Origin of the sequence: Sporichthya polymorpha DSM 43042 (assembly GCF_000384115.1) — a bacterium.
Taxonomy (GTDB): domain Bacteria; phylum Actinomycetota; class Actinomycetes; order Sporichthyales; family Sporichthyaceae; genus Sporichthya; species Sporichthya polymorpha.
Genome location: NZ_KB913029.1, coordinates 1,258,449 through 1,280,782 on the forward strand (window position 1 = coordinate 1,258,449; position 22,334 = coordinate 1,280,782).

The window sequence follows — 22,334 nt, forward strand, 5'->3', positions numbered from 1 at the left end:
CGTGACTGATTTCTCGGCAGACGCTGCGCTGAAGGCCGCGTGGGAGCTCTGGCATTCCACCGCGGAGGACGTGCGGGCGGCGATCGAGAACACCGACCGCTTCCGGAACGACCCGGCCCAGCGGGGTGCGGCGTACCAGTCGCTGCTGGAGGCGCAGGCGATGGCGTACAACATCGCGGTCGCCCCGCGGCGGTACATGGAGCACCCGCGGGTGTTCAACCACTCGACCTGGCACGACAACCTGCTCGCACTGGGCCAACCGATCCAGGACTTCAAGTACACCGGCCTGTTCCTCGACGGCCGGCGGACCTACTCCGCACGCATCCGCCGCGGGGAGAGCAAGCTCTGGCTGACGCAGGTGCACAACAAGTGCCTCGGCGATCCGGAGTCCAAGGAGATCGGCAACTACGACTACGACGACTTCGCCGCGAACCCCGACGGCACGATCGATCTGGTCTTCAGTGCGCAGGAGCACCCGGGCAACTGGATCCGCCTCGACTCCGACTCCGCGTTCAACTGGCTCGTGATGCGCCGCATTCTGGGCAACTGGACCGACGACCTCGGCGGCTTCGAGTTCACCTCCGCGACCCCGGCTCCCGAGGTCACCGATCCGACGGCCGAGGCGGCGGAGTCGATCGCCGCCGCGGCGCACCTCGTCCGCTACCTGGTCAACGCGTTCACGATCGGGCTGCACACGCTCTACGCCGCCCGCGCGGGTGGCGTGAACACCTGGGCGACCATGCCGGGTGCCGAGGTCAAGGACTCGCTGATCGGCAGCCGCTCGACGGTCTACGTCCCCGCCGCCTTCCGCATCGAACCCGACGAGGCCCTGCTCATCGAGTGGGACGTCCCGGTCTCGGCGTACTGGAGCTTCCAGGTCGGCGACGTCTGGTCGCGTCCGCTCGACTACCTGAACCACCAGACCGACCTGAACATGAACCGCGCGAACGTCGACGCGGACGGCAAGGTCCGCATCGTCGTCAGCCTGAGCGACCCCGGCGTGCCGAACTGGCTCGACACCTGCGGACGTCGTGAGGGCACCGTGGTGATGCGGAACTACCGCTCGCCCGCCGACACGACGGTCCCCGAGCTGCGCGTCGTCAAGGCCGCGGACCTGCCGAACCTGCTACCTGCCGACAGCCCGCGCTGCACGCCCAAGCAGCGGGCGGCCGCGATCGAACGTCGACGCACCGAGGCCGCCCGCCTCGTCGCCCAGTGACCTGACGATCCCTCACCCGTCGTCCCAACCTTTGGAGCCCCCCTCATGACCGACTACTCCTCCGACGCCGACCGCCGCTCGCACTGGGTTCCCCGTGAGCGCCCGGAGTGGGTGACGACGCTGAACACCGAGCTCGGCCACCTCGACATGGTCGGGTGTGTGCCGCTCGACGAGGCGTCGCTGCTGAACTCGGCGATGGCCCGGACCGGCCTGTCGGACTTCGACGACGAGTTCAACGACGGCGCCTGGCGTGAGCCGTTCCGCGTCCTGATTCAGGCGCTGGAGGAGGAGGCGGAGCTCAACCCGCTCGGCCGCCTGATGGCCCGCAACGACATCCTCAACGCGCTGTGCGCCCGGCTCCAGGTCGCCCAGGTGTTCAAGGAGCACCCGGAGATCAACGACGAGGAGATCGTCGCTCCGCTGCTGATCATCGGTCAGGGCCGGTGCGGCTCGACCGCGCTGCACCAGCTGATGAGCGCGGACCCCGACAACCGCGTCCTGCGCACCTGGGAGAGCATCGCGCCCTGCCCGCCGCCGGAGACCGCGACCTACGAGACCGACCCGCGCATCGCCGCGCTCGACCCGATGGTCACGATGGTGAACCGCATCGTCCCGGAGGTCACGGGCATGCAGGTCTTCGCGAGCTGGGAGGCGCAGGAGAACATCCTGCTGCACTCGATCACGTTCCGCTCGCCGGCGTGGCTGTCCGCCGTGGTCGGCCAGGTTCCGAGCTACATGGGCTACATGTTCGGCCAGGACCCGACGATCAACTACCGCGAGGAGAAGCGCCTGCTGCAGATGCTGCAGTGGCGCAAGCCCGGCAAGCGCTGGGTGTGGAAGTCCCCGTTCGCGACGCTCGAGCTGCCCGCGGTCCTGCAGGTCTACCCGGACGCCAACCTCGTCTACATGCACCGCGACCCGGTGAAGGCTCTCGCGTCGCTCGTCGACCTCGTCGGCACGATGAACTGGGCCCGCAGCGACCACCCGCTCAAGGACGGCGCCTTCGAGCAGCACACCAACGCGCAGATGGTGAACGGCATGCTCTGCATGCCGATCCAGTGGATCACCGGCGGCGTGGTCCCGAAGGATCAACTGATGAACGTTCAGTTCCCCGAGTTCCGCGACGACCCGCTCGGCGTCGTGGAGCGGATCTACGCCACCTTCGACATGGAACTCACCGACGCCGGCCGCGCCGCGATGGCCGAGTACCAGGCCAGCACCCCGTTCCGGCGCCACAGCTACGAGCTCGGCTCCGACCAGGCCATCGCCTACGAACGCGCCGCCTTCGCCCCGTACCAGTCCTACTTCGGGGTCGAGAACGAGTAGCCCAACCGGCCCCCGCCGTGTCAAGAAGGGCGCCGACACCCCTTACTGCGGAGTAAGGGGTGTCACCCTTTCTTGACAGCGCTACGGGGTGAGCGCGACGGCGAAGTCGGGTTCGGTCTTCGCCCGGACCTCGTCGACGGTGACGCCCGGCGCGGTCTCGCGGAGAACCAGCCCGTCGGGGGTGACGTCGAGGACCGCGAGGTCGGTGATCACCCGGTGGACGACGCGGCGCCCGGTGTACGGGAGCGAGCACTCGTTCACGATCTTGTACGAGCCGTCCTTCGCGACGTGCTCCATCAGGACGAGGACGCGCTTCGCGCCGTGGACGAGGTCCATCGCCCCGCCCATGCCCTTGACGAGCTTGCCCGGGACCATCCAGTTGGCGAGGTCACCGGCGGCGGAGACCTGCATGGCACCGAGGATCGCGACGTCGATCTTGCCGCCGCGGATCATCCCGAACGACAGCGCGGAGTCGAAGAACGTCGCCCCCGGCCGGACGGTGACGGTCTCCTTGCCGGCGTTGATGAGGTCCGGGTCGAGCTGGTCCTCCCGCGGGTACGGGCCCACCCCGAGGATGCCGTTCTCCGAGTGCAGTACGAGCTCGACGTCGTCGGCGACGTAGTTCGGCACGAGCGTCGGCAACCCGATGCCCAGGTTGACGTACCAGCCGTCCCGCAGCTCCGCCGCCGCCCGGGCCGCCATCTGCTCCCGCGTCAACGCCACGGCATGACCGTACTGCCGCGCCCGAGACCCCGTAACGTCAGCGGGATCGTGCGCTATAGCGCGCGATTCCGCTGACGTTAGAGAGTTCGGAGTGCCTGCCGACGGCGGCCTGGTGATCGCGGTGCTCCTGTACCTGGACGGCGCCCGGGACCGGCTGCCGGCCGAGCACGGCTCGATCGAGGCCTACCGGGCGGCCGCGGGGGTCGGCCCCGAGGGGCTGGACCGGCTCCGCGAGGTCCTGCTGCAAGGGTAAAAGCCCTGGTGGAGCCGCCTGTCGGAATCGAACCGACGACCTGCTCATTACGAGTGAGCTGCTCTGGCCGACTGAGCTAAGGCGGCGGACGGGGAGCGAGCTCCCCGACGCGGGGAGTTTACGGCATGGCCGGAGCGGGTCAGTACCCGAAGTCCTGGACCCAGTAGTTGCCGGACTTCACGTACCCGACGCCGATGTTCCGGAACTGGCAGTTGACGATGTTCCGCCGGTGGCCGGGTGAGTGCATCCAGGCCGACATGACCGAGGACGCGCTGTAGTACCCGCGGGCGATGTTCTCGCCGCCGGGCTGCCGCCAGCCGGTCCGGCGGATGCGGGTGACCCAGCTCGTGCCGTCCTTGGACGTGTGGCTGAAGTACCGCTTGCGGGACATGTCCTTGGCGTGGCGCTGGGCGGCCTGGTTCAGCTTCGGCCGGACCTTGAGCGCCCGGCACCCGTGGGCCTTGCGGATCTTGTTCGTCTTCTTGACGATCGCGCGCCGCTGCTCCTTGATGCTCATGCTGCGCGCCTCGGCGGGCTCGGCGGTGACCACAGTCGCCCCGAGGGTCCCCCCGAACAGCGAGAACGTCAGAGCGAAGGCGGCCAACAGCCGCGGCGCGCGGGCACGCATGGATCCCCCGGTGTCATCGAGAATCGGCAGTTGCGACTCTCTTCGGACACCGGAGCGGCCGACCTGAGCGAGACCAGCTGTGAGGCGCCTGACTGACGCCCGCTCAGATCGGACGAATCACCCGGTAGGCACCGATTCCCGCTCCGCCGGACGCTCGGACGCCGGCGGCGCGTACTCGGGAAGGCTGCGGTAGTAGGCGATCGAGACGATGTCGATCGCGATGTTCCCGACCGCGATCAGGATGTAGACCGGGTGGGTGAAGTGGTCCGGGTCGGAGACCATCATCCAGGGCCAGAACCCGCACGAGAGCGTCAGATAACCCCACAGGATGAACTCGCTCATCCCGCGCCGGTCGCCGCGCGACCGCATCATCGAGATGTTGAACGCCGACGCCATGATCACGGTCGTCGTCAGGCCGTAGTACTCCAGCGGATCGTCGGTGATCCCCTGGAACCACCAGAAGATCCCGAACACGAAGGCCTGCATCGCCGAGTAGATCGCGATCGCCCGCGGCACGCTGCAGCCGGCGCCCCAGAGGTCCTCGCGCGCGTACCGGATGATGTGCGAGATCACCACGAGTTCCATGAGCGAGAACACGATCAGCCCGACCCAGAAGAGCTTGAGGATCCAGAGCTCGTTCTCGTCGTCGTACCAGGACTCGAAACTCAGCACGAACGTCACGTCGTGCGCGAAGTTCCAGAGGTTCGTCACCAGCGGGATGCAGTACTGCCGGTCTCGCGCCCCACGCCGGATCGCGCCCACGTACTGCATGTAGCCGCCGATGCCGGCGACCGCCATGAGCACGAGGATGACGGCCATCGAGAGGCCACCGGTGCTGTTGTCGATGACGACCTGGGGGTCGTAGCCCTCGTTCATGGCGCCCATTCTGCCGCCCGACCTGCCCGTCCACAATTACTGACATCTTGACAGATTCGTCAGTGTTGGAGGACGCTCGTCCGGTGGCCGTCCTCGCCGAAGAGGTACGCCCGGACGTCACCCGACGCCCGGTCCCCCGACCGCGCCTGATTCTCGGGGCCGCCGCGGCCGGCGCGCTCGTCCTCACGATCCTGATCACGGCGAAGAAGGGCCCCGAGGGCCGGATCCTCGCCGACCGGCCGGCGGAGTCGTGGCCACAGTTGTGGGGCTACGACCACTGGATCTCCACCGTCCAGATCGCGACGCTGATCGCCACCACGTCGTTCCTCGCGTACTTCACCGTCTGGTCGCGCCGGAACGCCCGCCTGCACCCCGCGTTCCCGGTGCTCGCCGGCCTGTTCGTCATGGGCGCGTTCGCCGACACGTTCGCGAACTGGACCTCGTCCGCGGCGATGAACCCCGGACTCCTGCACTACCCGACGGACTGGCCGATCCTCGACGTCTCCCCGACGACCGAACCGATCATCAACAAGGTCGCCTACCCCTACCTGTTTCTCTTCCCGGCGCTCGCGGTCGTGACGCTGTTGCGCCGGCGCGCCCGGGAGACCGGCCGCTCACCACGGCGCCCGCTGTGGACGGTCTTCGGCATCACGTTCGTCATCGCGGTCCCGATCAACTGGGTGCTGGTCAACCTCTTCATGTGCCGCATCGGGTACTGGACCTACACCCAGATCCCCGACTGGGCCGCGGTCCGCGGCGGAACGCCGTGGCAGTACTCGTGGCACGACCCGCTGTCGCTGTCGTTCATCACCGCGGCCGTCGGCGTCCTGCTCTGGATCAGCTACTCCCGCGACACCCGCGCCCTGAAGCAGTTCGGCGTCACCGTGCTCGTCACGGCGATCGCCTACCTCCCCTACAACGCCGTGTGGGCGTCGTTCCGCCTGACCGACAGCGGCGACACGCTCGCGCCCTGGATCTACGAGAACACGAAGGTCTACGACCCCAAGGGGAACTACGCCGAGGCCGGGGTCCCCGGTCCCTACTTCAAAGGAATCTGGCCATGATCGTGGCGGCACTGACAGCTGAGCGGGACATCACCCAGATCCCGACGATCTCCTCCGAACGCGCTGACGCGTTCTTCACGCTCTCGGCGATCATGGCCGGCGCGTTCGTGCTCTGGGCACTGTTCGAGGTGGTGTTCCGCCGCTCGCCGATCCTGGCGTTCTGCCTGCTCGGCAGCGTGCTCTGCAACCTCAACGAGCCGATCTGGGACGCGCTCGGCAAACTCCGCTTCCACGAGGGCAACCACATCGCCTGGACGCAGTTCCCTGACTTCGCCCAGCCGGTCCACTACCCGTACTGGGCGATGTTCGTCTACACGGGCTTCGGCGGCGTCGCCTGCTTCGTGTTCTACAAGGCCTTCGCCTCGCGCAGCTGGAAGATCTTCGGCTACGCCGTCCTCGGCCAGGCCGTCATGAACATCGTGCTCGAGGGCTTCATCATCACCAGCGCCTACGACTACTACGGCGAGCAGCCGTGGCGGATCGGCACCGACTTCCCGCTGTGGTGGGTGCCGGTGAACTACGGCGAGATGCTGGCGGGATTCCTGCTCTGCATCGCGATCCGCCAGTGGGGCGTGGTCAAGGGCGGCCTGACGTCGATCGCGCTCGTGCCGTGCTGCTTCTCCGCGTGGCAGCTGTGGGCCGGCTGGCCGACCTACGCCACGATCAACATGGACATCCACGGCGCGTGGCGCAGCCTCGCCGCTCTGTCCGGCGTGTGCATCGCCGGCGCGTCCGCCTACCTGATGGGCCGTTACCTGTTCGGGCCGCTGAACACCGCCACCGCCACCGCGGCGCCGGTCGAGCAGCGCGAGCGGGAGGCCGTTCCGGCCTGACGACACATCAGTCCACCGCCTCAGCACACACAGAAGCGGCGGCGCCCCGGCGGGGGCGGCCGCCGCTTCGTGTTCGGCAGCGAGAGTTCGTCAGTGCTTGACGCGCGTGAGGCGGAAGTACAGCTTCGCGTCGTTCTCGTCGATCTGCGTGTTGCGGACGTAGCCGCCGGCGTCCTCGAACTTGCCGGTGCCGTCGCGGACGGGGAGCCGGGCGGTGAAGTCCGAGTCGACCAGGTCGTCCCAGTCGATGCGGACCTTGCCGCGGGCCGTCACCGAGCCGGTGTCGAAGAAGCGGTACTTGACCTTGCACTCGAGCACAGCGGCGCTCGGGTCGCGCCGGTTGCCGATGAAGCGGACGAACTCGCACTCGCCCCGGTCGGTGCCGACCCGCTTGCCGTTCTGCCGCAGGTTCGCCTTCCAGGCGAAGCGGTCGCCCTTCTCCGGCATGCCGGAGAAGTCGTCGTCGTAGTCGGTCTGCCGCTCGTCGACGCGGATGACGAAGACGTGGTTCGCCTCGGCCGGCGAGGCGAGGACGACGAGGCCGGTGGCCACGAGGGCGGACGCGCCCCCGAGGGCGCCGATTCGGGTCAGTGTGCTCATGGGTCCTCCAGACCGTGCCGCTGCCGGACGGCCGTGGGCACGCTGACGGTGACCCACGCGTCCAATCGGGGCAAACCTATGCAGACGGTGACGAAAGGCACCAGACAGTAAAAGGTGAATCACTTGCAATGTTTCGGATGGGTCCCGGCCAGGACTCGGTCGAACGGCCACTACGCAGCGTCAGAAGCTGCAGCTCAGTCGCACTCCACGCCGTCGCGCGGCGCCTCGCCGTTCACGAGGTAGTCCTCGACCAGTCGGTTGATGCATGTGTTGTCGTCGCCGTAGACCGTGTGCCCGTCGCCGTCGTGCGAGACGAAGATGCCGCTCTCCAGCTGGTCGGCCAGGACCTTGGCCCACTCGTACGGCGTCGCCGGGTCGCGGGTGGTCCCGATGACGACGATCGGGGCGGCACCCGCCCCGGTCACCGGGCCCGGCTCGTGAGCCGGCTGGACCGGCCAGTAGGTGCAGGGCAGCAGACTCCAGGCGATGAACTCGCCGAACAGCGGGGACGCCTCCTGGAACCGCGGCAGGTCCGCCTCGATCTGCGCCGGGGTGCCGGTGAACGGGCGGTCCAGGCAGTTGACCGCGTAGATCGCCTCGTTGGAGTTGTCCGGGAACCCGCCCCGGTCGTTGCGCTGCAGGTAGGCGTCGGCCAGGTAGAGCAGCCCGGTGCCGTCACCGTTGTAGGCCGAGAGCAACGACGCGCGCAGGAACTCCCACCGCTGCGTGCTGTACAGCGCCGAGACGACGCCGAGCGTCGCCATCGCCTCGGGTACCGGACGACCGGAGCGCGACCGTAGCGGGCTCTTGTCCGCCGCCGCGAGCATGCCGCGCAGACGGGTCTCGATCTCCCCGCGCTTGCCGCCGATCTGACAGTCCTTCTTGTCCTTCAGGCACGCGGCGACGAACGCCTCCCACGCGATCTGGAACCCCTGAGCCTGCGCAAGGGAGAGTTCCACCGCGGACAGACCCGGGTCGATCGCGCCGTCGAGGACCATCCGCCCGACCTTGTCGGGGAACAGCTCGGCGTAGCGGGCGCCGATGAAGGTGCCGTAGGAGTAGCCGAGGTAGTGCAGCGTCTCGTCCCCGAGCACGCCCCGCAGGACGTCGAGGTCGCGCGCGACGTTGTCGGTGTCGACCTCGCCGAGCAGCGGCCCGGTGCGCTGCGAACAGCCGGCCGCGAACCGCTTGGCGATCCGGTCCCAGGCCGCGATGTCGTTCGCGTCGTCCATCGTGACGTCGGCGGAGAGGAACTCGTCGAGCTGACCGTCCGTCACGCAGTCGATCGGCTTGCTCTTGCCGACGCCACGCGGGTCGAAGCTGACGAGGTCGTAGTTCGCCCGCACCGGCTCGGTGATGCCCTGGTAGGCCGCCTGCAGATAGCCCACGCCGGACGCGCCGGGCCCGCCCGGGTTCAGCAGCAGCGACCCGAGGCGCTTGCCGTTGGTCCGCAGCCGGGTGACGGAGAGGTTCAGCGTCGCGCCGTCCGGTTTCTCGTAGTCGACCGGCACTTTGACCTTGGTGCACTGGAACCCGCCGCCGCAGGCGCTCCAGCTGAGCTTCTGGTCGTAGAACTTCGCGAGCGCGGCGGCGACCGCCGGGGCCGGCGTGGGGACCGGGGTGCCGTCTACCGCCGACGTCGGCGCCGGGGCCGGGCTGGCCGACGGCAGGCGGTCCGACCCGCCGCTGCAGCCCGCGGCGACCAGACCCAGCACCGCGATCACTGCTGCCGCGCGGACGCGGGTCCCCCGCCGGTTCGTCATGGCGCGACCTTATGCGAGCCGTCGGCGGGCTCGGCGGAGATCCCCGTCAGCGCAGGGCCAACGTCATCGCCTCGACCGCGAGAAGGGGTGCGGCGTTGGTCTCCAGGGCGGTCCGGCAGGCGAGGACGGCCTCGATCCGGCGCAGGGTGCTCTCCGGCGTGCTGTCGGCCGCGATCTCGCGGACGGCCGCCGCCTCGGCGGCGTTCACCGGCTCCACGTCGGCGCCGAGCTGCACGGCGAGGACGTCCCGGTAGAAGGCGACGAGGTCGACCAGGGCGCGGTCGAGGCCGTCCCGCTGGGCGCGGGTGGCGCGGGCCTTCTGCCGCTTCTCCAGCTCCTTGAGCGCGGTCGCGGCGCCCGGGGGCTGCTTGGCGCCGGTCCCGATCCCGAGCGCGGACTTCAGCGCCTCCCGCTCCGCGGCGTCGGAGATCTCGGACGCGGCGGCGACGTCGGCCTTCACCGCCTCGATCAGCCGTTCCGCGGCACGCAGACACGACCCGACGTCGGTGATGCCGCGCGGCAGGGCGAGTACATCGGCCCGCCGGGAGCGGGCGTCGGCGTCGGTCGCGAGCCGCCGGGCCCGGCCGATGTGGCCCTGCGAGGCGAGGGCGGCGACGCGCGCGGTCTCCGGGTCGATCCCGTCCCGGCGGGTGAGCACCTCGGCCACCGCCGTCGTGCTCGGCGTGACGAGGTGCACCGAACGGCAGCGGGAGCGGATCGTGGGGAGCACGTCGTCCGTGGCCGGCGCACAGAGGATCCACACGGTCCGCGGCGGCGGTTCCTCGATCGCCTTCAGCAACGCGTTGGCGGCCTGGTCGGTGAGCCGGTCGGCGTCCTCGGCGATGATCACCTGCCACCGCCCGTTCGACGGCGAGAGCGCGGCCCGGCGCACGAGCTCGCGGGTCTCCTTGACGCCGATGCTGAGCAGCTCGGTCGTCAGGACCTCGACGTCGGCGTGCGTGCCGGTCAGGACCGTGTGGCACTCGGGACACTCGCCGCACCCGCCCTGCGGGCACTGCAGCGCCGCGGCGAACGCGCGCGCCGCGACCGAGCGGCCCGAGCCGGGCGGGCCGGTCACCAGCCACGCGTGGGTCATCGCTCCCGGCTCCCCCGCGACGGCGGCCGCGAGCGCCGCCACCGCCGACTCCTGACCGACCACGTCCGTCCAGACCCCGCCCAACGTCACGGCGTGCTCCCTTCGGGCTGCTGCTGCTCCTCGACCGGGGGCGCCGGCGACTCCGCCAGCAACTGCCCCACCCGCTGGAGGACGGCGGCGGTGATCTCGGTCGGCGTCTTCGTCCCGTCGACGACGAAGTAGGAGCGCGGCCGCCGGGCCGCGCGGTCCAGGAAGCCCTGGCGGACACGGTGGTGGAAGTCCATCGACTCGGACTCGATCCGGTCCGGCGGGAGCAGGCGCCGCTCGGCCGCGACCTCGGGCGGGACGTCGAGCACGATCGTCAGCGTCGGCATCAGGCCGCGGGTCGCGAAGCGGGAGAGCCGCTCGACGTCCGACGCCGACAGTGCCCGTCCCGCGGCCTGGTAGGCGATCGAGGAGTCCACGTACCGGTCGGTGATGACCACCGCGCCCCGTTCGAGCGCCGGGCGGATGACCTCCTCGACGTGCTGGGCCCGGTCCGCGGCGTAGAGCAGCGCCTCGCTGCGCGGGGACAGGCCGAGGTCCTGGGTGTCGAGCAGCATCTGCCGCAGGCGCCGGCCGATCGCGGTGGCCCCGGGCTCGCGGGTCACGACGACCTCGTGCCCGCGAGCGGTCAGCCACTCCGCGAGCCGGGCCACCTGCGTCGACTTGCCCGCGCCGTCCCCACCCTCGAACGCGACGAACCAGCCGGACGTGATCGGGTCCGCGAGCGGGGTCTCGTGCCGCAGCGCGGAGACGACGTCGCGCGCCAGGGAGATGCCCTTGCGGTCGTCCATGTGCCGGTAGGAGAAGAACCCGACGGCGGCCGCGACCGCGCCCGCGCCGAGGAACACGACGGCGGCCCCGCTGTAGGCCACCGTGACGTCGTCGGTCGGGTGGAAGTCGACGTGGCCGACGGCGCCGGCCAGCGCCGGCGAGGCTGCGAGCACCGCGACGAGCGTCAGGCGGACCATCGACTGCACGAACGCGAACGTCCGCCCGCGCAGCTCGTCCGCGACCTCCAGGCCGATCAGCGTGTAGCCGGTGACCCAGGCGACGCCGGACGCGAGCCCGAGCGCGACGGTGAACAGCACGACGACCGGCAGCTCCGGGATCACCGCGATCACCATGAGCAACAGACCGGCCGCGACGATCGACATCGCGAACAGCCGACGGCGGGACAGCCCGGCGAGCAGGCGCGGTCCGAGCAGCATCCCGAGCGCGAGGCCGACGAAGACCGCACCGAAGAGCAGGCCGTAGCCGGGGTTGCCGGCGCCGAGGCCGCGCACGAACGTCGGCGCCAGGCCGACCACCGTGCCGCCGGCGGCGAACGCGCCGAGCATGCCGATCAGCAGGCCGCGCACGACCGGCGTCTGCGCGACGAACTTCCAGCCCTCGACGAGGTTCCGCCACGGGTTCTCGGCCTTCGCCCGGTCGACGTTGTCCCGCGGGATCTCGAGCGTCGCGATCGTCGCCGCCGCGAACAGGAACGTCCCGGCGTTGAGCCAGAGCGCGAGCGAGGCCGGGTGCGTCACGAAGAACTCGAACCGCGCACCGAGCGCCGCGGTGATCAGCGACAGGACGGTGAAGATGCCCGCCGCGATCGGAGCGGACCCGTAGGCGGTGACGAGGCTGATCTGGTTGGCCGCCTCCAGGCGCTCCCGGGGCACGAGGTTCGGGACCGTGGCCTCCTTGGCCGGGATCCAGAACAGGCTGAGCGCCTCGATCAGGAAGGTGGCGACCAGCAGCCACCACAGTGACCCGACGACCGGGATCGAGATGAACAACCCCGCGCGCAGGATGTCCGTGACGACCATCGTCAGCCGGCGGTCCAACCGGTCGGCGACCACGCCGGCGATCGGGGCGAACAGCAGCGCCGGGATCAGCCGGAGGATGAAGACGCCGGCGACGGCGTAGTTCTGGTCCGCCGAGCTGTCGGTGGTGAGCTCGGCCGCCATCGCGGTGATCGCGAGCAGCCCCAGCCAGTCCCCGAGGCTCGAGAACGACAGCGAGATCCACAGCCGCCGGAACGGGGCGATCTGCAGGACCCCCCGTACGTCGTGGTCCAGCGGCTGGTCCGGCACGTTCCCCACCCTAGTGAGCGCCCCCGACGACGCTCCGCGGGTTACTTCTTGGCCGCGGTCTTCTTCGCGGCGGTCTTCTTGGCGGGAGTCTTCTTCGCCGCCGTCTTCTTCGCCGCCGTGGTCTTGGCCGCGGTCTTCTTGGCGGCCGCCTTCTTCGCGGGAGCCTTGCGGGCGGCCTTCTTCGCCGGCCCGCGGGCGCGGCGGTCGGCGAGGAGCTCGGCGGCGCGCTCGTCGGTCAGGGTCTCGACGTCGTCACCCTTGCGGAGTGAGGCGTTGGTCTCGCCGTCGGTGACGTAGGGGCCGAACCGGCCGTCCTTGACCACCATCGGCTTGCCCGAGACCGGGTCGTTGCCGAGCTCCTTGAGCGGGGCCGCGGCCGAGGCCTGCCGGCCGCGCTGCTTGGGCTGGGCGAGCAGGGCGAGCGCCTCGTCGAGGGTGACGGTGAGCAGCTGCTCCTCCGCGCCCAGCGACCGGGTCTCGCTGCCCTTCTTCACGTACGGGCCGTAGCGGCCGTTGGACGCGACGACCGGCTCGCCGTCGACCTCGCCGAGCGTGCGGGGCAGGCTCAGCAGGTCCAGCGCCTGCTCCAGGGTCACCTCGTCCAGCGCCATCGACTTGAACAGCGAGGCGGTGCGCGGCTTGTCCTTCGAGCCCTCCGGCAGGACCTCGGTGACGTAGGGGCCGAAGCGGCCGTTCTTCGCGACGACCTCGAGCCCGGTCTCCGGGTGCACGCCGAGGACGCGGTCGTCCGACGGCGCGGAGAACAACTCCTCCGCCTTCTCGACGGTCAGCTCGTCCGGCGGCATCTCGTCGGGGACGTTCCCGCGCTGCAGCTCGCCGTCGCGCTCACGCTCGACGTACGGCCCGTACCGGCCGACCCGGACGAAGATGCCGTTGCCGATCGGGATCGAGTTGACCTCGCGGGCGTCGATGTCGCCGACGTGCTCGGAGACCAGCTGCTTCAGGCCGACGATCGCGTCGGAGCCGGACGGACCTGACGAGCCGTCACCATTGGCACTGGCCGCGCCGTCCCCGGGCGGGCCGAAGTAGAAGCGCGACAGCCAGTCGACCATCTGCGCCTCGCCGTTGGCGATGTCGTCGAGGACGTCCTCCATGCGGGCGGTGAAGTCGTAGTCGACGAGGTGCGGGAAGTGCTTCTCCAGCAGCCCGACGACCGAGAAGGCCAACCACGCCGGCACCAGCGCGGTGCCCTTCTTGAACACGTACCCGCGGTCGAGGATCGTGCCGATGATCGACGCGTACGTCGACGGCCGGCCGATGTCCCGCTGCTCGAGCTCCGCAACCAGCGAGGCCTCGGTGTACCGCGCCGGCGGCCGGGTCTCGTGACCTTCGACGCTCATCTGAAGGACCGTCAGAGCATCGTCCTCGGTGAGGACCGGCAGCCGCTTCTCGCGGTCGTCGAGCTCGGCGTCGGGGTCGTCCGCGCCCTCGACGTAGGCCTTGAGGAAGCCCGGGAAGGTGATCGTCTTGCCGGAGGCGGAGAACTCGGCGTCCTCACCCGAGGACGAACGGCCACCGATACGCACCGACACCGACTGCCCGGTCGCGTCCTTCATCTGCGACGCGACGGTGCGCATCCAGATCAGCTCGTAGAGGCGGAACTCGTCGCCGGAGAGCCCGGTCTGCGCGGGGGTCTGGAACTCGTCACCGGCCGGCCGGATCGCCTCGTGGGCCTCCTGCGCGGTCTTGGACTTGGACTCGTAGCGCCGCGGGGTGTCCGGGATGTACTCGCGCCCGTACAGCGCGGTCGCCTGCGACCGGGCCGCCGCGACCGCCGTCTCCGACAGCGTCGTGGAGTCGGTACGCATGTACGTGATGTAGCCGTTCTCGTACAGGCGCTGCGCGACCTGCATCGTCCGCTTCGCGCCGAAGCCGAGCTTGCGCGACGCCTCCTGCTGCAGGGTCGTCGTGCGGAACGGCGCGTACGGCTTGCGGGTGTACGGCTTGCGCTCGACCTTGCGCACGGTGAACGACGAGGACGACAGGCGGCCGGCCAGCGCGCCGGCCGCGGCCTCGTCGAGGTGCAGGACGCCCCCGTTCCTGAGGTCGCTCTTGAGCTCACCGAGGGAGGAGAAGTCACGGCCGGTGGCGACGCGCTTGCCGTCGACCTGCACCAGCCGGGCGGTCACGGTGGTCGGCTCGTCGGCGTTGCGCGCGCGGCCGGTGTCGAACTCGGCGTCGAGGTCCCAGTAGGCGGCGGCGCGGAACGCCATGCGCTCGCGCTCGCGCTCGACGACCAGCCGGGTGGCGACGGACTGCACGCGGCCGGCCGAGAGCCGGGGCATGATCTTCTTCCACAGGACCGGCGAGACCTCGTAGCCGTAGAGCCGGTCGAGGATGCGCCGGGTCTCCTGGGCGTCGACCAGTCCCTGGTCCAACGTGCGCGGATTCTCCACGGCCTCGCGGATCGCCCGCTCGGTGATCTCGTGGAACACCATCCGGTGCACGGGGACCTTGGGCTGCAGCAGTTCGTGGAGGTGCCAGGCGATGGCCTCGCCCTCGCGGTCCTCGTCTGTCGCGAGGTAGAGCCGGTCGACGCCGTCCATGGCGTCCTTCAGCTTCTTGACCTGGGCCTTCTTCTCCGCCGCGACGACGTAGAGCGGCTCGAAGCCGTTGTCGACGTTGACGCCGAGCCGGGCCCACGCCTCGCCCTTGTACTTGGCCGGAACCTCCGCGGCGCCGTTCGGCAGGTCGCGGATGTGCCCGTAGGAGGACTCGACGACGTAGGAGCTGCCTAGGTAACCAGCGATCTTCTTCGCCTTGGTGGGCGACTCGACGATGACCAGGGCACGACCGGATCCGGCTCCAGAGCGAGCCTTCTTCTCAGCGGCCACTTCCGCACTCCCCGGTTCCTCGTCCTCGGATCGTCCCACCCCGGCTCCGAGGCGACGCAGCGACACCATAGCTCCCGGTCGGCCGATTCACGCTTGACCGCCCGGCCCGGCGGATGCGACGGACCCGCCGCCCCGAGGAGGGACGGCGGGTCCGCGTTCTACGTTTACGCAGGTCAGCCAGCAACCCCGGCGGTGGACTTGCCGGAGGTGCTCTCGTCGCTGACGGCGATGCTCTTCCGCTTCGAGTTCACGACCGCGCCGACAATGATCAGCGTGGCCAGACCCGCGATGGTGCCGCGGAGCAGGTCGTTCTCGTCCTCGCCGACGGTCAGCTTGACCACGGCGGGGGCGATCAGCAGCGCGACCAGGTTCATGACCTTGATCAGCGGGTTGATGGCCGGACCGGCGGTGTCCTTGAACGGGTCACCGACGGTGTCACCGATGACGGTGGCCGCGTGGGCCTCCGAGCCCTTACCGCCGTGGTGGCCGTCCTCGACCAGCTTCTTGGCGTTGTCCCAGGCACCACCGGAGTTGGCCAGGAACACCGCCATGAGGACACCGGCGCCGATGGCGCCGGCGAGGAAGCCGGCCAGCGGAGCCGTGCCGAGGCCGAAGCCGACGGCGATCGGCGCCATGACCGCGAGGATGCCCGGCGTGGCCAGCTCCCGCAGCGAGTCGCGGGTGCAGATGTCGACGACCTTGCCGTACTCCGGCTTGGCCGTGCCCTCCATGATCCCGGGGATCTCGCGGAACTGGCGCCGGACCTCGAACACGATGGCGCCGGCCGCACGGGCGACCGCGTTGATCGCCAGACCGGAGAAGAGGAACACCGCGGAGGCACCGAGGATCAGGCCGACCAGGATGTTCGGGTTGATGATGTCGAACGTGGCCAGCGCCTGCTGCGTGCGCAGGCCGACCTCGGACGGGTCCACCCCGGTCTCGTCGACCGCCTTGACGACCTCGTTGTAGTACGACCCGAACAGCGCGGTCGCGGCGAGGACGGCGGTCGCGATCGCGATGCCCTTGGTGATGGCCTTGGTCGTGTTGCCCACCGCGTCCAGGCTGGTGAGGACCTGAGCGCCCTCGCCGTGGACGTCGCCCGACATCTCGGCCACGCCCTGGGCGTTGTCCGAGACCGGGCCGAAGGTGTCCATGGCGACGATGACGCCGACCGTGGTGAGCAGACCGGTACCGGCCAGCGCCACCGCGAACAGGGCGAGGATCAGGACACCCGAGCCGAGCATGTAGGCCGCGTAGACGGCGAGACCGATCAGGGCGGCGGAGTAGACCGCGGACTCCAGACCCACCGAGATGCCGGCGAGGATGACGGTCGCCGGACCGGTCAGCGAGGTCTTGCCGATGTCCATGACCGGACGGCGGTTGGTCTCGGTGAAGTAGCCCGTCAGCTGCTGAATCGCCGCCGCGAGCACGATGCCGATGAGGACCGCGACGACCGCGAACATCCGCGGGTCGCCGTCGACGATCGCGGCACCGGTGTCGTCGAGGAGCTGGCTCGACGCCGACAGGCCCTCGTACTCGTCGGGCAGGAAGATGAACGCGGCGATCGTGCAGAAGATCGCCGAGGCGACGGCCGAGATGAAGAAGCCGCGGTTGATGGCGGCCATGCCGTTGCGGTCGTTCGGACGCGGGGACACCGCGAAGATGCCGATGATCGCGGTGAGCACACCGATCATCGGGACGATCAACGGGAAGACCAGACCGTCGTCACCGAAGGCGGCGACACCGAGGATCAGCGCCGCGACGAGCGTGACGGCGTAGGACTCGAACAGGTCGGCGGCCATACCGGCGCAGTCACCGACGTTGTCACCGACGTTGTCGGCGATGGTGGCGGCGTTGCGCGGGTCGTCCTCGGGGATGCCCTGCTCGACCTTGCCGACGAGGTCGGCGCCGACGTCGGCGGCCTTGGTGAAGATGCCGCCACCGACACGCATGAACATGGCGAGCAGCGCGGCGCCGAAGCCGAAGCCCTCGAGAACCTTCGGAGCCTCGTCCTCGTAGATCAGCACGACCGTCGCGGCACCCAGCAGACCGAGGCCGACGGTGAACATGCCGGCGACGCCACCGGTGCGGAACGCGATCCGGGTCGCGGGGAGCTCACCGGCCTTGCCGACGCGAGCGGCCGCGGCGACACGCACGTTCGCACGGACGGCGAGCCACATGCCCACGTAGCCGGTGATCGCGGAGAACACCGCGCCGACCACGAAGAAGATGGACCGCCCGATGCGTTCGTTCGTGCTGTTGGCCGGCAGGGCGAACAGCACGAAGAACGCCAGGACGGCAAAGATGCCCAGCGTCCGGAACTGACGGGTCAGATAAGCGGCGGCGCCTTCCTGCACGGCACCCGCGATCTCCTGCATTCTCTCCGTGCCCTGATCGGCGCGCAGAACTTCCTTGACCAGGAAGCCCGCGACACCCAACGCGAGTACGGCGACGAGCGCGACCACAACGACGATGGTCAGGTTCCCGCCCGACAGGGAGACCGTCTCGCCGCTCTCGGCGGCGAGGTTGATCCCTGACATCAAGTCCTCCTAGATGTGGAGCAGCAACGTTGCTGTTCCGGGACGGCGCCGGACCAGGCCGACACACACGAGGGGAGGCCGTCGGGTCGCTCTACTAAACGGGGCGAGCGCGCCCGCGGCTATGGAGCGCTGCGGAGTCTACGCAAGTGGATCTGCCCAAAGTGACGCGGCCCACCGTGGGCGTCCGGGGTTTGTGCAAAAGCGAAAACGCCCGGCCCGGGTGAGGGCGTGCGACTCAGAGCGAGGTCGCGGGCCAGGTCATCCGGACGACGGTGCCGTCCGAGCCCGGGACCACGGCGACGTCGTCGACGAGGCCGGAGATCAGGGCCAGACCGAGCGAGGTGTCCATGTCGGCGGGGTCGGCGTCGAGCAGGTCGGCCGGGGACGTGATCTCCGGCAGCATCTCGGCCAGGGGGAGCCCGATCGGCACGACGTCGGCGACCTCGACGCAGAAGCGCCCGTCCTCGGTGTGCAGCTTCATCGACACGGGCTCGTGCAGCCCGGAGCGGGCGTGCTGGCCGACGGCGCGGGAGCACGCCTCGCCCACGGCGAGGCGGACCTCGTCGAGCAGGTCGTCGTCCACGCCGGAGCGGCGCGCCACGGTCGCAGCGACCAGGCGCGCGGTACGCACGTGCGCCGGCAGCGCACTGAACCGCAGATGCACGGTGGGCACGGCGTTGCCCCCGGTCTCGGAAGTCGGAACTGGTGGGATCCCCGGCCCGGTCACCCGGTGGCGGTGAGTGCCTCGGACACCGTGTCGTGGATGGGGAAGACCTTAGTCAGTCCGGTGATCCGGAAGATCTTGAGGATGCGCTCCTGGGTGCAGACCAGGCGCAGCGAACCGTCGTGGGCGCGCACCCGCTTCAGCCCGCCGACCAGGACACCCAGACCGGTGGAGTCGAGGAACTCGACACCCTCCATGTCGACGATCAGGTGGTAGCGGCCCGCATTCACCAGGTCGACGAGCTGCTCGCGCAGCTTCGGGGCGGTGTACACGTCGATCTCTCCGCCGACGGCGACGACAGTGCGGTCACCCTCGTCGCGGGTGGTGAGGGACAGGTCCACGAGTCCTCCTGCTGCTGCCGGGGGTCGACCCGGTCATTCAACCATTGCGGCTCCCCACTACCCGTCGGACCGGTTTGCGACACTGCCCCCGTGGCCCTCGACGTGACCGACTCCGCCGGCCGGGCGGACCAGCTCCTCGCCGGGCTGCTGCTGGCCCCGGGTCGGCGGGAACGGATCACGCACGTCCACCGGGCTCCGGCCCGGACGGCCCGGCCCGGGGACTGGCCGGCCTGGACCCCGCCGGTGCTGGTCGAGCGGTGGGGTGCCGGCGGGATCGATCGGCCCTGGGCCCACCAGGTGGCGGCGGCCGAGCACGCCCACGCGGGGCGGTCGGTGGTGCTGGCCACCGGGACGGCGTCGGGCAAGTCGCTGGCCTACCTGCTCCCGGCCCTGACCGCGGTCCTCGACGCGGCGGACGGCCCGGCCACCGCGTGCCCCGGCGTCCTCTATCTCTCCCCCACCAAGGCGCTGGCCGCCGACCAGCTCGCGAACCTCACGCGGCTCCAGCTCGGCCCCGCGCTGCGCCCGGCCTGCTTCGACGGTGACACGCCGTACGCGGAGCGCGACTGGATCCGCAGCCACGCGAACTACCTGCTGACGAACCCCGACATGCTCCACCGGACGCTGCTGCCCGGACACGCCCGTTGGGCGCGGTTCCTCAAGAACCTGTCGGTCGTGGTCGTCGACGAGTGCCACACCTACCGCGGCGTGTTCGGCTCCCACGTCGCCCAGGTGCTCCGGCGGCTTCGCCGGGTCTGCGCCCGGTACGGGTCCTCGCCGGTGTTCGTCCTGACGTCGGCGACGGTGTCGGACCCGGCCGGTTCCGCGGGGCGGCTGACCGGCCTGCCCGTCGCCGAGGTCACCGACGACGCCTCCCCGCGCGGCGAGGCGGCCTTCGTGCTCTGGGAGCCGCCGCTGACCGACCACACGGGCGAGGGCAGCGCGCCGGTCCGGCGGACCGCGATCGCCGAGACCGCGGACCTGCTCACCGACCTCGTGCTGAACGACGCGCAGACCGTGGCGTTCGTGCGCTCCCGGCGCGGCGCCGAGGTGGTCGCGCTCCTCGCCCGCGACGGCCTCGCCGAGGTCGACCCGGCGCTGGCCGGGCAGGTCGCCTCGTACCGCGGGGGTTACCTGCCCGAGGAACGCCGAGCGCTCGAGCACCGTCTGCGCGCCGGCCTGCTGCGCGGGCTCGCCGCGACCAACGCGCTCGAACTCGGCATCGACGTCGCCGGTCTGGACGCCGTGGTGCTCGCGGGCTACCCCGGCACCCGGGCGTCGATGTGGCAGCAGGCCGGGCGGGCCGGGCGCGCCGGGCAGGGCGCGCTCGCCGTGCTGGTCGCCCGCGACGACCCGCTGGACACCTATCTCGTCCACCACCCCGAGGCGCTGTTCGGCCGCCCGGTCGAGGCGACCGTGCTCGACCCGGACAACCCCTACGTGCTCGCGCCGCACCTGTGCGCCGCCGCGTCGGAGTCGCCGCTGACCGAGCGGGACCTCGACCTGTTCGGGCCCACCGCCGAGCTCCTGCTCCCGACGCTCGAGGAACGTGGCCTGCTGCGGCGGCGCCCGGCCGGCTGGTTCTGGACCCGCCGCGACCCGGCGTCCGCCCTCGCCGACATCCGGGGCACCGGCGGCGCACAGATCCGGGTGTGCGAGGTCGACACCGGTCGCCTGCTCGGCACCGTGGACGGCGCCGCCTCCCACACCCAGGCCCACACCGGCGCGGTCTACCTGCACCAGGGCCGCCAGTACCTGGTCCGCTCCCTCGACCTCGCCGAGTGCGTCGCCCTCGTCGAGCCGGCCGAGCCCGACTACTCGACCTCGGCGCGCGAGGTCACCGACATCGCGATCGTCGACACCGTCCACCGCCGTTCCTGGGGCGACGCGGTCGAGGTCTGCTTCGGCACGGTCGAGGTGACCAACCAGGTCGTCTCGTACCTGCGGAAGCGTCTGGTCACCGGCGAGGTTCTCGACGAGACCCCGCTCGACCTGCCGCCGCGGCACCTGCGGACCCGCGCGGTCTGGTGGACCGTGACCCCCGACGCCGTGGCCGAGGCCGCGGTCGAGATCGCCGACCTGCCCGGCGCCGCCCACGCCGCCGAGCACGCCTCGATCGGCCTGATGCCCCTGTTCGCCACCTGCGACCGCTGGGACATCGGCGGCGTCTCGACCGCCCTGCACCCGGACACGATGCTGCCGACGGTCTTCGTCTACGACGGCCACCCGGGCGGCGCCGGCTTCGCGGAGCGGGGCTTCGCCGCGGCCGAGCAGTGGCTGAGCGCCACCCGTGACGCCATCGCCTCCTGCGAGTGCGCCACCGGCTGCCCGTCGTGCGTGCAGTCGCCCAAGTGCGGCAACGGCAACAACCCCCTGGACAAGGCAGGTGCGGTCCGGCTCCTCGACCGGGTCCTCACCGAAGCCGACGGCATCGAGACCGCCGGTGCCGCCGAGGACACCGAGACCGCCGACGGCGTCGAGTTCGCCGCGGCCGGCTGACGGGCCCGCGCGGGCCGCGGCGCGTACGAGCGTCGCCCGGCCCCACGCCACGACCCGGCGGACCACCTCGACCCGGACCGTGCCGTTCTCGGGCACGCACGTCCGCAGATCGGCCCCGTTCGCCGCGGCGACCTCCGCGGCCGCGGAACACCCGTCGGTGACGGCCGCCAGCGCGGCCAGATCCGCGGCTCCGGCGACCTCGTGACGGACCGTCAGGGCGCGCGTCACGGTGACCCCCGCCAATCCCACGAACGCCACGACCGCCACCGCCGCCAGGACGAGGAGCATGCCCGCGCCCCGGTCCGACCTCACCGCTCGACCTGCGCGGCCGCGGACCCGCGGACGGTGAGAGCCGGGAGCGGGACCGGGCCGGGCGAGGCGGTGCGCGCCCGCACCGTGACCGTCACCAGGTCGCCCGCCCGCTCGAGGGTCACCGCGGCACCGTCCGGTCCGGTCCGCGCGATCAGCGCCCGGACCACAGCCTCGCTGTCGCCGCGGGCAGCGGCGCGGGCCCCCGCCCGGGCCGCGTCGGTGCAGTCCATCGCGAGCCCGGCCGCGGCGACGGCCCACAGCGCGAGGCCGAGCACCGCGACCAGCGCCGGCACCGCGAGCGCGACCTCGACGGTCACGGCGCCGCGGTCTCCGGCCCGCCGAGCGCGCCCGCCCACCTCAGAACGACCCGGAGAGCGCCTGGGTGACCAACTCGCTCATCCGCGCCCCGACGGCGTCGGACGTCAGGACCTTCATCAGCACCATCGCGAACGCGGCCGCAGCCAGCGTCCCGATCGCGTACTCCACCGTGCTCATGCCGGCGTCGTCCTCCGGCACCCATCGCGGCCTGCGCAGCTTCATGGAAATCCCTTCCCCTGAG

19 protein-coding genes, 1 tRNA gene and 1 pseudogene are annotated in these 22,334 nt (G+C 70.8%); 6 read left to right on the plus strand and 15 right to left on the minus strand.

The genetic code is table 11. The features are described from left to right. Position 1: 1 nt before the first annotated feature. Together SPOPO_RS32460 and SPOPO_RS32465 are read left to right on the plus strand one after the other, a co-directional pair. Positions 2-1,219, plus strand: coding sequence for a DUF1214 domain-containing protein (locus SPOPO_RS32460; RefSeq protein WP_019873928.1), 1,218 nt, complete (start codon positions 2-4; stop codon positions 1,217-1,219). A gap of 45 nt (positions 1,220-1,264) precedes the next feature. Further along, on the plus strand, positions 1,265-2,545 hold the full coding sequence (locus tag SPOPO_RS32465) for a sulfotransferase family protein (RefSeq protein ID WP_019873929.1): 1,281 nt from the start codon (positions 1,265-1,267) through the stop codon (positions 2,543-2,545). Between the two features lie 81 nt (positions 2,546-2,626). Here the strand turns inward: SPOPO_RS32465 and SPOPO_RS0106235 are convergent, their stop codons facing one another. After that, on the minus strand, positions 2,627-3,268 hold the full coding sequence (locus SPOPO_RS0106235; RefSeq protein ID WP_028984559.1) for a CoA transferase subunit B: 642 nt from the start codon (positions 3,266-3,268) through the stop codon (positions 2,627-2,629). Positions 3,269-3,359: 91 nt separating this feature from the next. On the opposite strand from SPOPO_RS0106235, the gene SPOPO_RS34215 reads away from it, so the two are divergent. Next, a complete protein-coding gene (locus tag SPOPO_RS34215) occupies positions 3,360-3,521 on the plus strand; it encodes a hypothetical protein (RefSeq protein ID WP_019873931.1) in 162 nt (53 codons plus the stop codon). Between the two features lie 9 nt (positions 3,522-3,530). Here the strand turns inward: SPOPO_RS34215 and SPOPO_RS0106245 are convergent. The 3 genes from SPOPO_RS0106245 to SPOPO_RS0106255 all read right to left on the minus strand — a co-directional run bounded on the left by SPOPO_RS0106245 (position 3,531) and on the right by SPOPO_RS0106255 (position 5,025). After that, a tRNA-Thr gene (locus SPOPO_RS0106245) sits at positions 3,531-3,607 on the minus strand. Between the two features lie 53 nt (positions 3,608-3,660). Further along, positions 3,661-4,149, minus strand: coding sequence for a CAP domain-containing protein (locus SPOPO_RS0106250; protein WP_019873932.1), 489 nt, complete (start codon positions 4,147-4,149; stop codon positions 3,661-3,663). Between the two features lie 117 nt (positions 4,150-4,266). Next, complete coding sequence (locus SPOPO_RS0106255; RefSeq protein ID WP_156869615.1) at positions 4,267-5,025, minus strand: transmembrane-type terpene cyclase; 759 nt, start codon at positions 5,023-5,025, stop codon at positions 4,267-4,269. 83 nt (positions 5,026-5,108) lie between these two features. On the opposite strand from SPOPO_RS0106255, the gene SPOPO_RS0106260 reads away from it, so the two are divergent. Together SPOPO_RS0106260 and SPOPO_RS0106265 are read left to right on the plus strand one after the other, a co-directional pair. After that, positions 5,109-6,089: a spirocyclase AveC family protein gene (locus tag SPOPO_RS0106260; RefSeq protein WP_019873934.1), complete on the plus strand. Its 981-nt coding sequence runs from the start codon at positions 5,109-5,111 to the stop codon at positions 6,087-6,089. Next, on the plus strand, positions 6,086-6,922 hold the full coding sequence (locus SPOPO_RS0106265; RefSeq protein ID WP_019873935.1) for a hypothetical protein: 837 nt from the start codon (positions 6,086-6,088) through the stop codon (positions 6,920-6,922). Before SPOPO_RS0106260 ends, SPOPO_RS0106265 begins: the two co-directional genes overlap by 4 nt. Positions 6,923-7,012: 90 nt before the next feature. On the opposite strand, the gene SPOPO_RS0106270 is transcribed toward SPOPO_RS0106265, so the two are convergent. From SPOPO_RS0106270 to SPOPO_RS0106305, 8 genes are all read right to left on the minus strand, one after another. Next, a complete protein-coding gene (locus SPOPO_RS0106270) occupies positions 7,013-7,522 on the minus strand; it encodes a hypothetical protein (protein WP_019873936.1) in 510 nt (169 codons plus the stop codon). A 194-nt stretch (positions 7,523-7,716) separates the two neighbouring features. Further along, the gene (locus SPOPO_RS0106275) at positions 7,717-9,285 is read right to left on the minus strand and encodes an alpha/beta hydrolase (RefSeq protein WP_028984560.1); all 1,569 of its coding nucleotides are present in this window, start codon (positions 9,283-9,285) and stop codon (positions 7,717-7,719) included. Between the two features lie 46 nt (positions 9,286-9,331). Next, a complete protein-coding gene (locus tag SPOPO_RS0106280; protein WP_019873938.1) occupies positions 9,332-10,471 on the minus strand; it encodes a DNA polymerase III subunit delta' in 1,140 nt (379 codons plus the stop codon). Further along, entirely contained in the window at positions 10,468-12,504 is a 2,037-nt protein-coding gene (gene tmk, locus SPOPO_RS0106285; RefSeq protein ID WP_169577165.1) for a dTMP kinase, read from the minus strand. Before tmk ends, SPOPO_RS0106280 begins: the two co-directional genes overlap by 4 nt. A gap of 41 nt (positions 12,505-12,545) precedes the next feature. Beyond that, positions 12,546-15,359 (minus strand): type I DNA topoisomerase, encoded by a 2,814-nt coding sequence (gene topA, locus SPOPO_RS0106290; protein ID WP_019873940.1) that lies wholly within the window; start codon positions 15,357-15,359, stop codon positions 12,546-12,548. 173 nt (positions 15,360-15,532) lie between these two features. Then, positions 15,533-17,899: a sodium-translocating pyrophosphatase gene (locus SPOPO_RS0106295; RefSeq protein WP_019873941.1), complete on the minus strand. Its 2,367-nt coding sequence runs from the start codon at positions 17,897-17,899 to the stop codon at positions 15,533-15,535. Between the two features lie 235 nt (positions 17,900-18,134). After that, positions 18,135-18,572, minus strand: a complete 438-nt coding sequence (locus tag SPOPO_RS0106300) for an ATP-binding protein (RefSeq protein ID WP_019873942.1) — start codon at positions 18,570-18,572, stop codon at positions 18,135-18,137. Positions 18,573-18,622: 50 nt separating this feature from the next. Then, positions 18,623-18,964 carry an STAS domain-containing protein gene (locus SPOPO_RS0106305; RefSeq protein ID WP_019873943.1) on the minus strand — a complete coding sequence of 114 codons (342 nt, stop codon included), beginning with the start codon at positions 18,962-18,964 and terminating at the stop codon, positions 18,623-18,625. Between the two features lie 90 nt (positions 18,965-19,054). Here SPOPO_RS0106305 and SPOPO_RS0106310 point away from each other — a divergent pair, with 90 nt between their 5' ends. Beyond that, positions 19,055-21,463, plus strand: a complete 2,409-nt coding sequence (locus SPOPO_RS0106310) for a DEAD/DEAH box helicase (RefSeq protein ID WP_019873944.1) — start codon at positions 19,055-19,057, stop codon at positions 21,461-21,463. A 60-nt stretch (positions 21,464-21,523) separates the two neighbouring features. On the opposite strand, the pseudogene SPOPO_RS36130 reads toward SPOPO_RS0106310, so the two are convergent. From SPOPO_RS36130 to SPOPO_RS0106320, 3 genes and pseudogenes are all read right to left on the minus strand, one after another. Next, positions 21,524-21,751 (minus strand): annotated as a pseudogene (locus SPOPO_RS36130) (Rv3654c family TadE-like protein); the annotation flags it as partial. Between the two features lie 20 nt (positions 21,752-21,771). Then, complete coding sequence (locus SPOPO_RS0106315; RefSeq protein ID WP_019873945.1) at positions 21,772-22,092, minus strand: TadE family type IV pilus minor pilin; 321 nt, start codon at positions 22,090-22,092, stop codon at positions 21,772-21,774. A 40-nt stretch (positions 22,093-22,132) separates the two neighbouring features. Continuing rightward, positions 22,133-22,315: a DUF4244 domain-containing protein gene (locus SPOPO_RS0106320; protein WP_028984562.1), complete on the minus strand. Its 183-nt coding sequence runs from the start codon at positions 22,313-22,315 to the stop codon at positions 22,133-22,135. Positions 22,316-22,334: the final 19 nt, after the last annotated feature.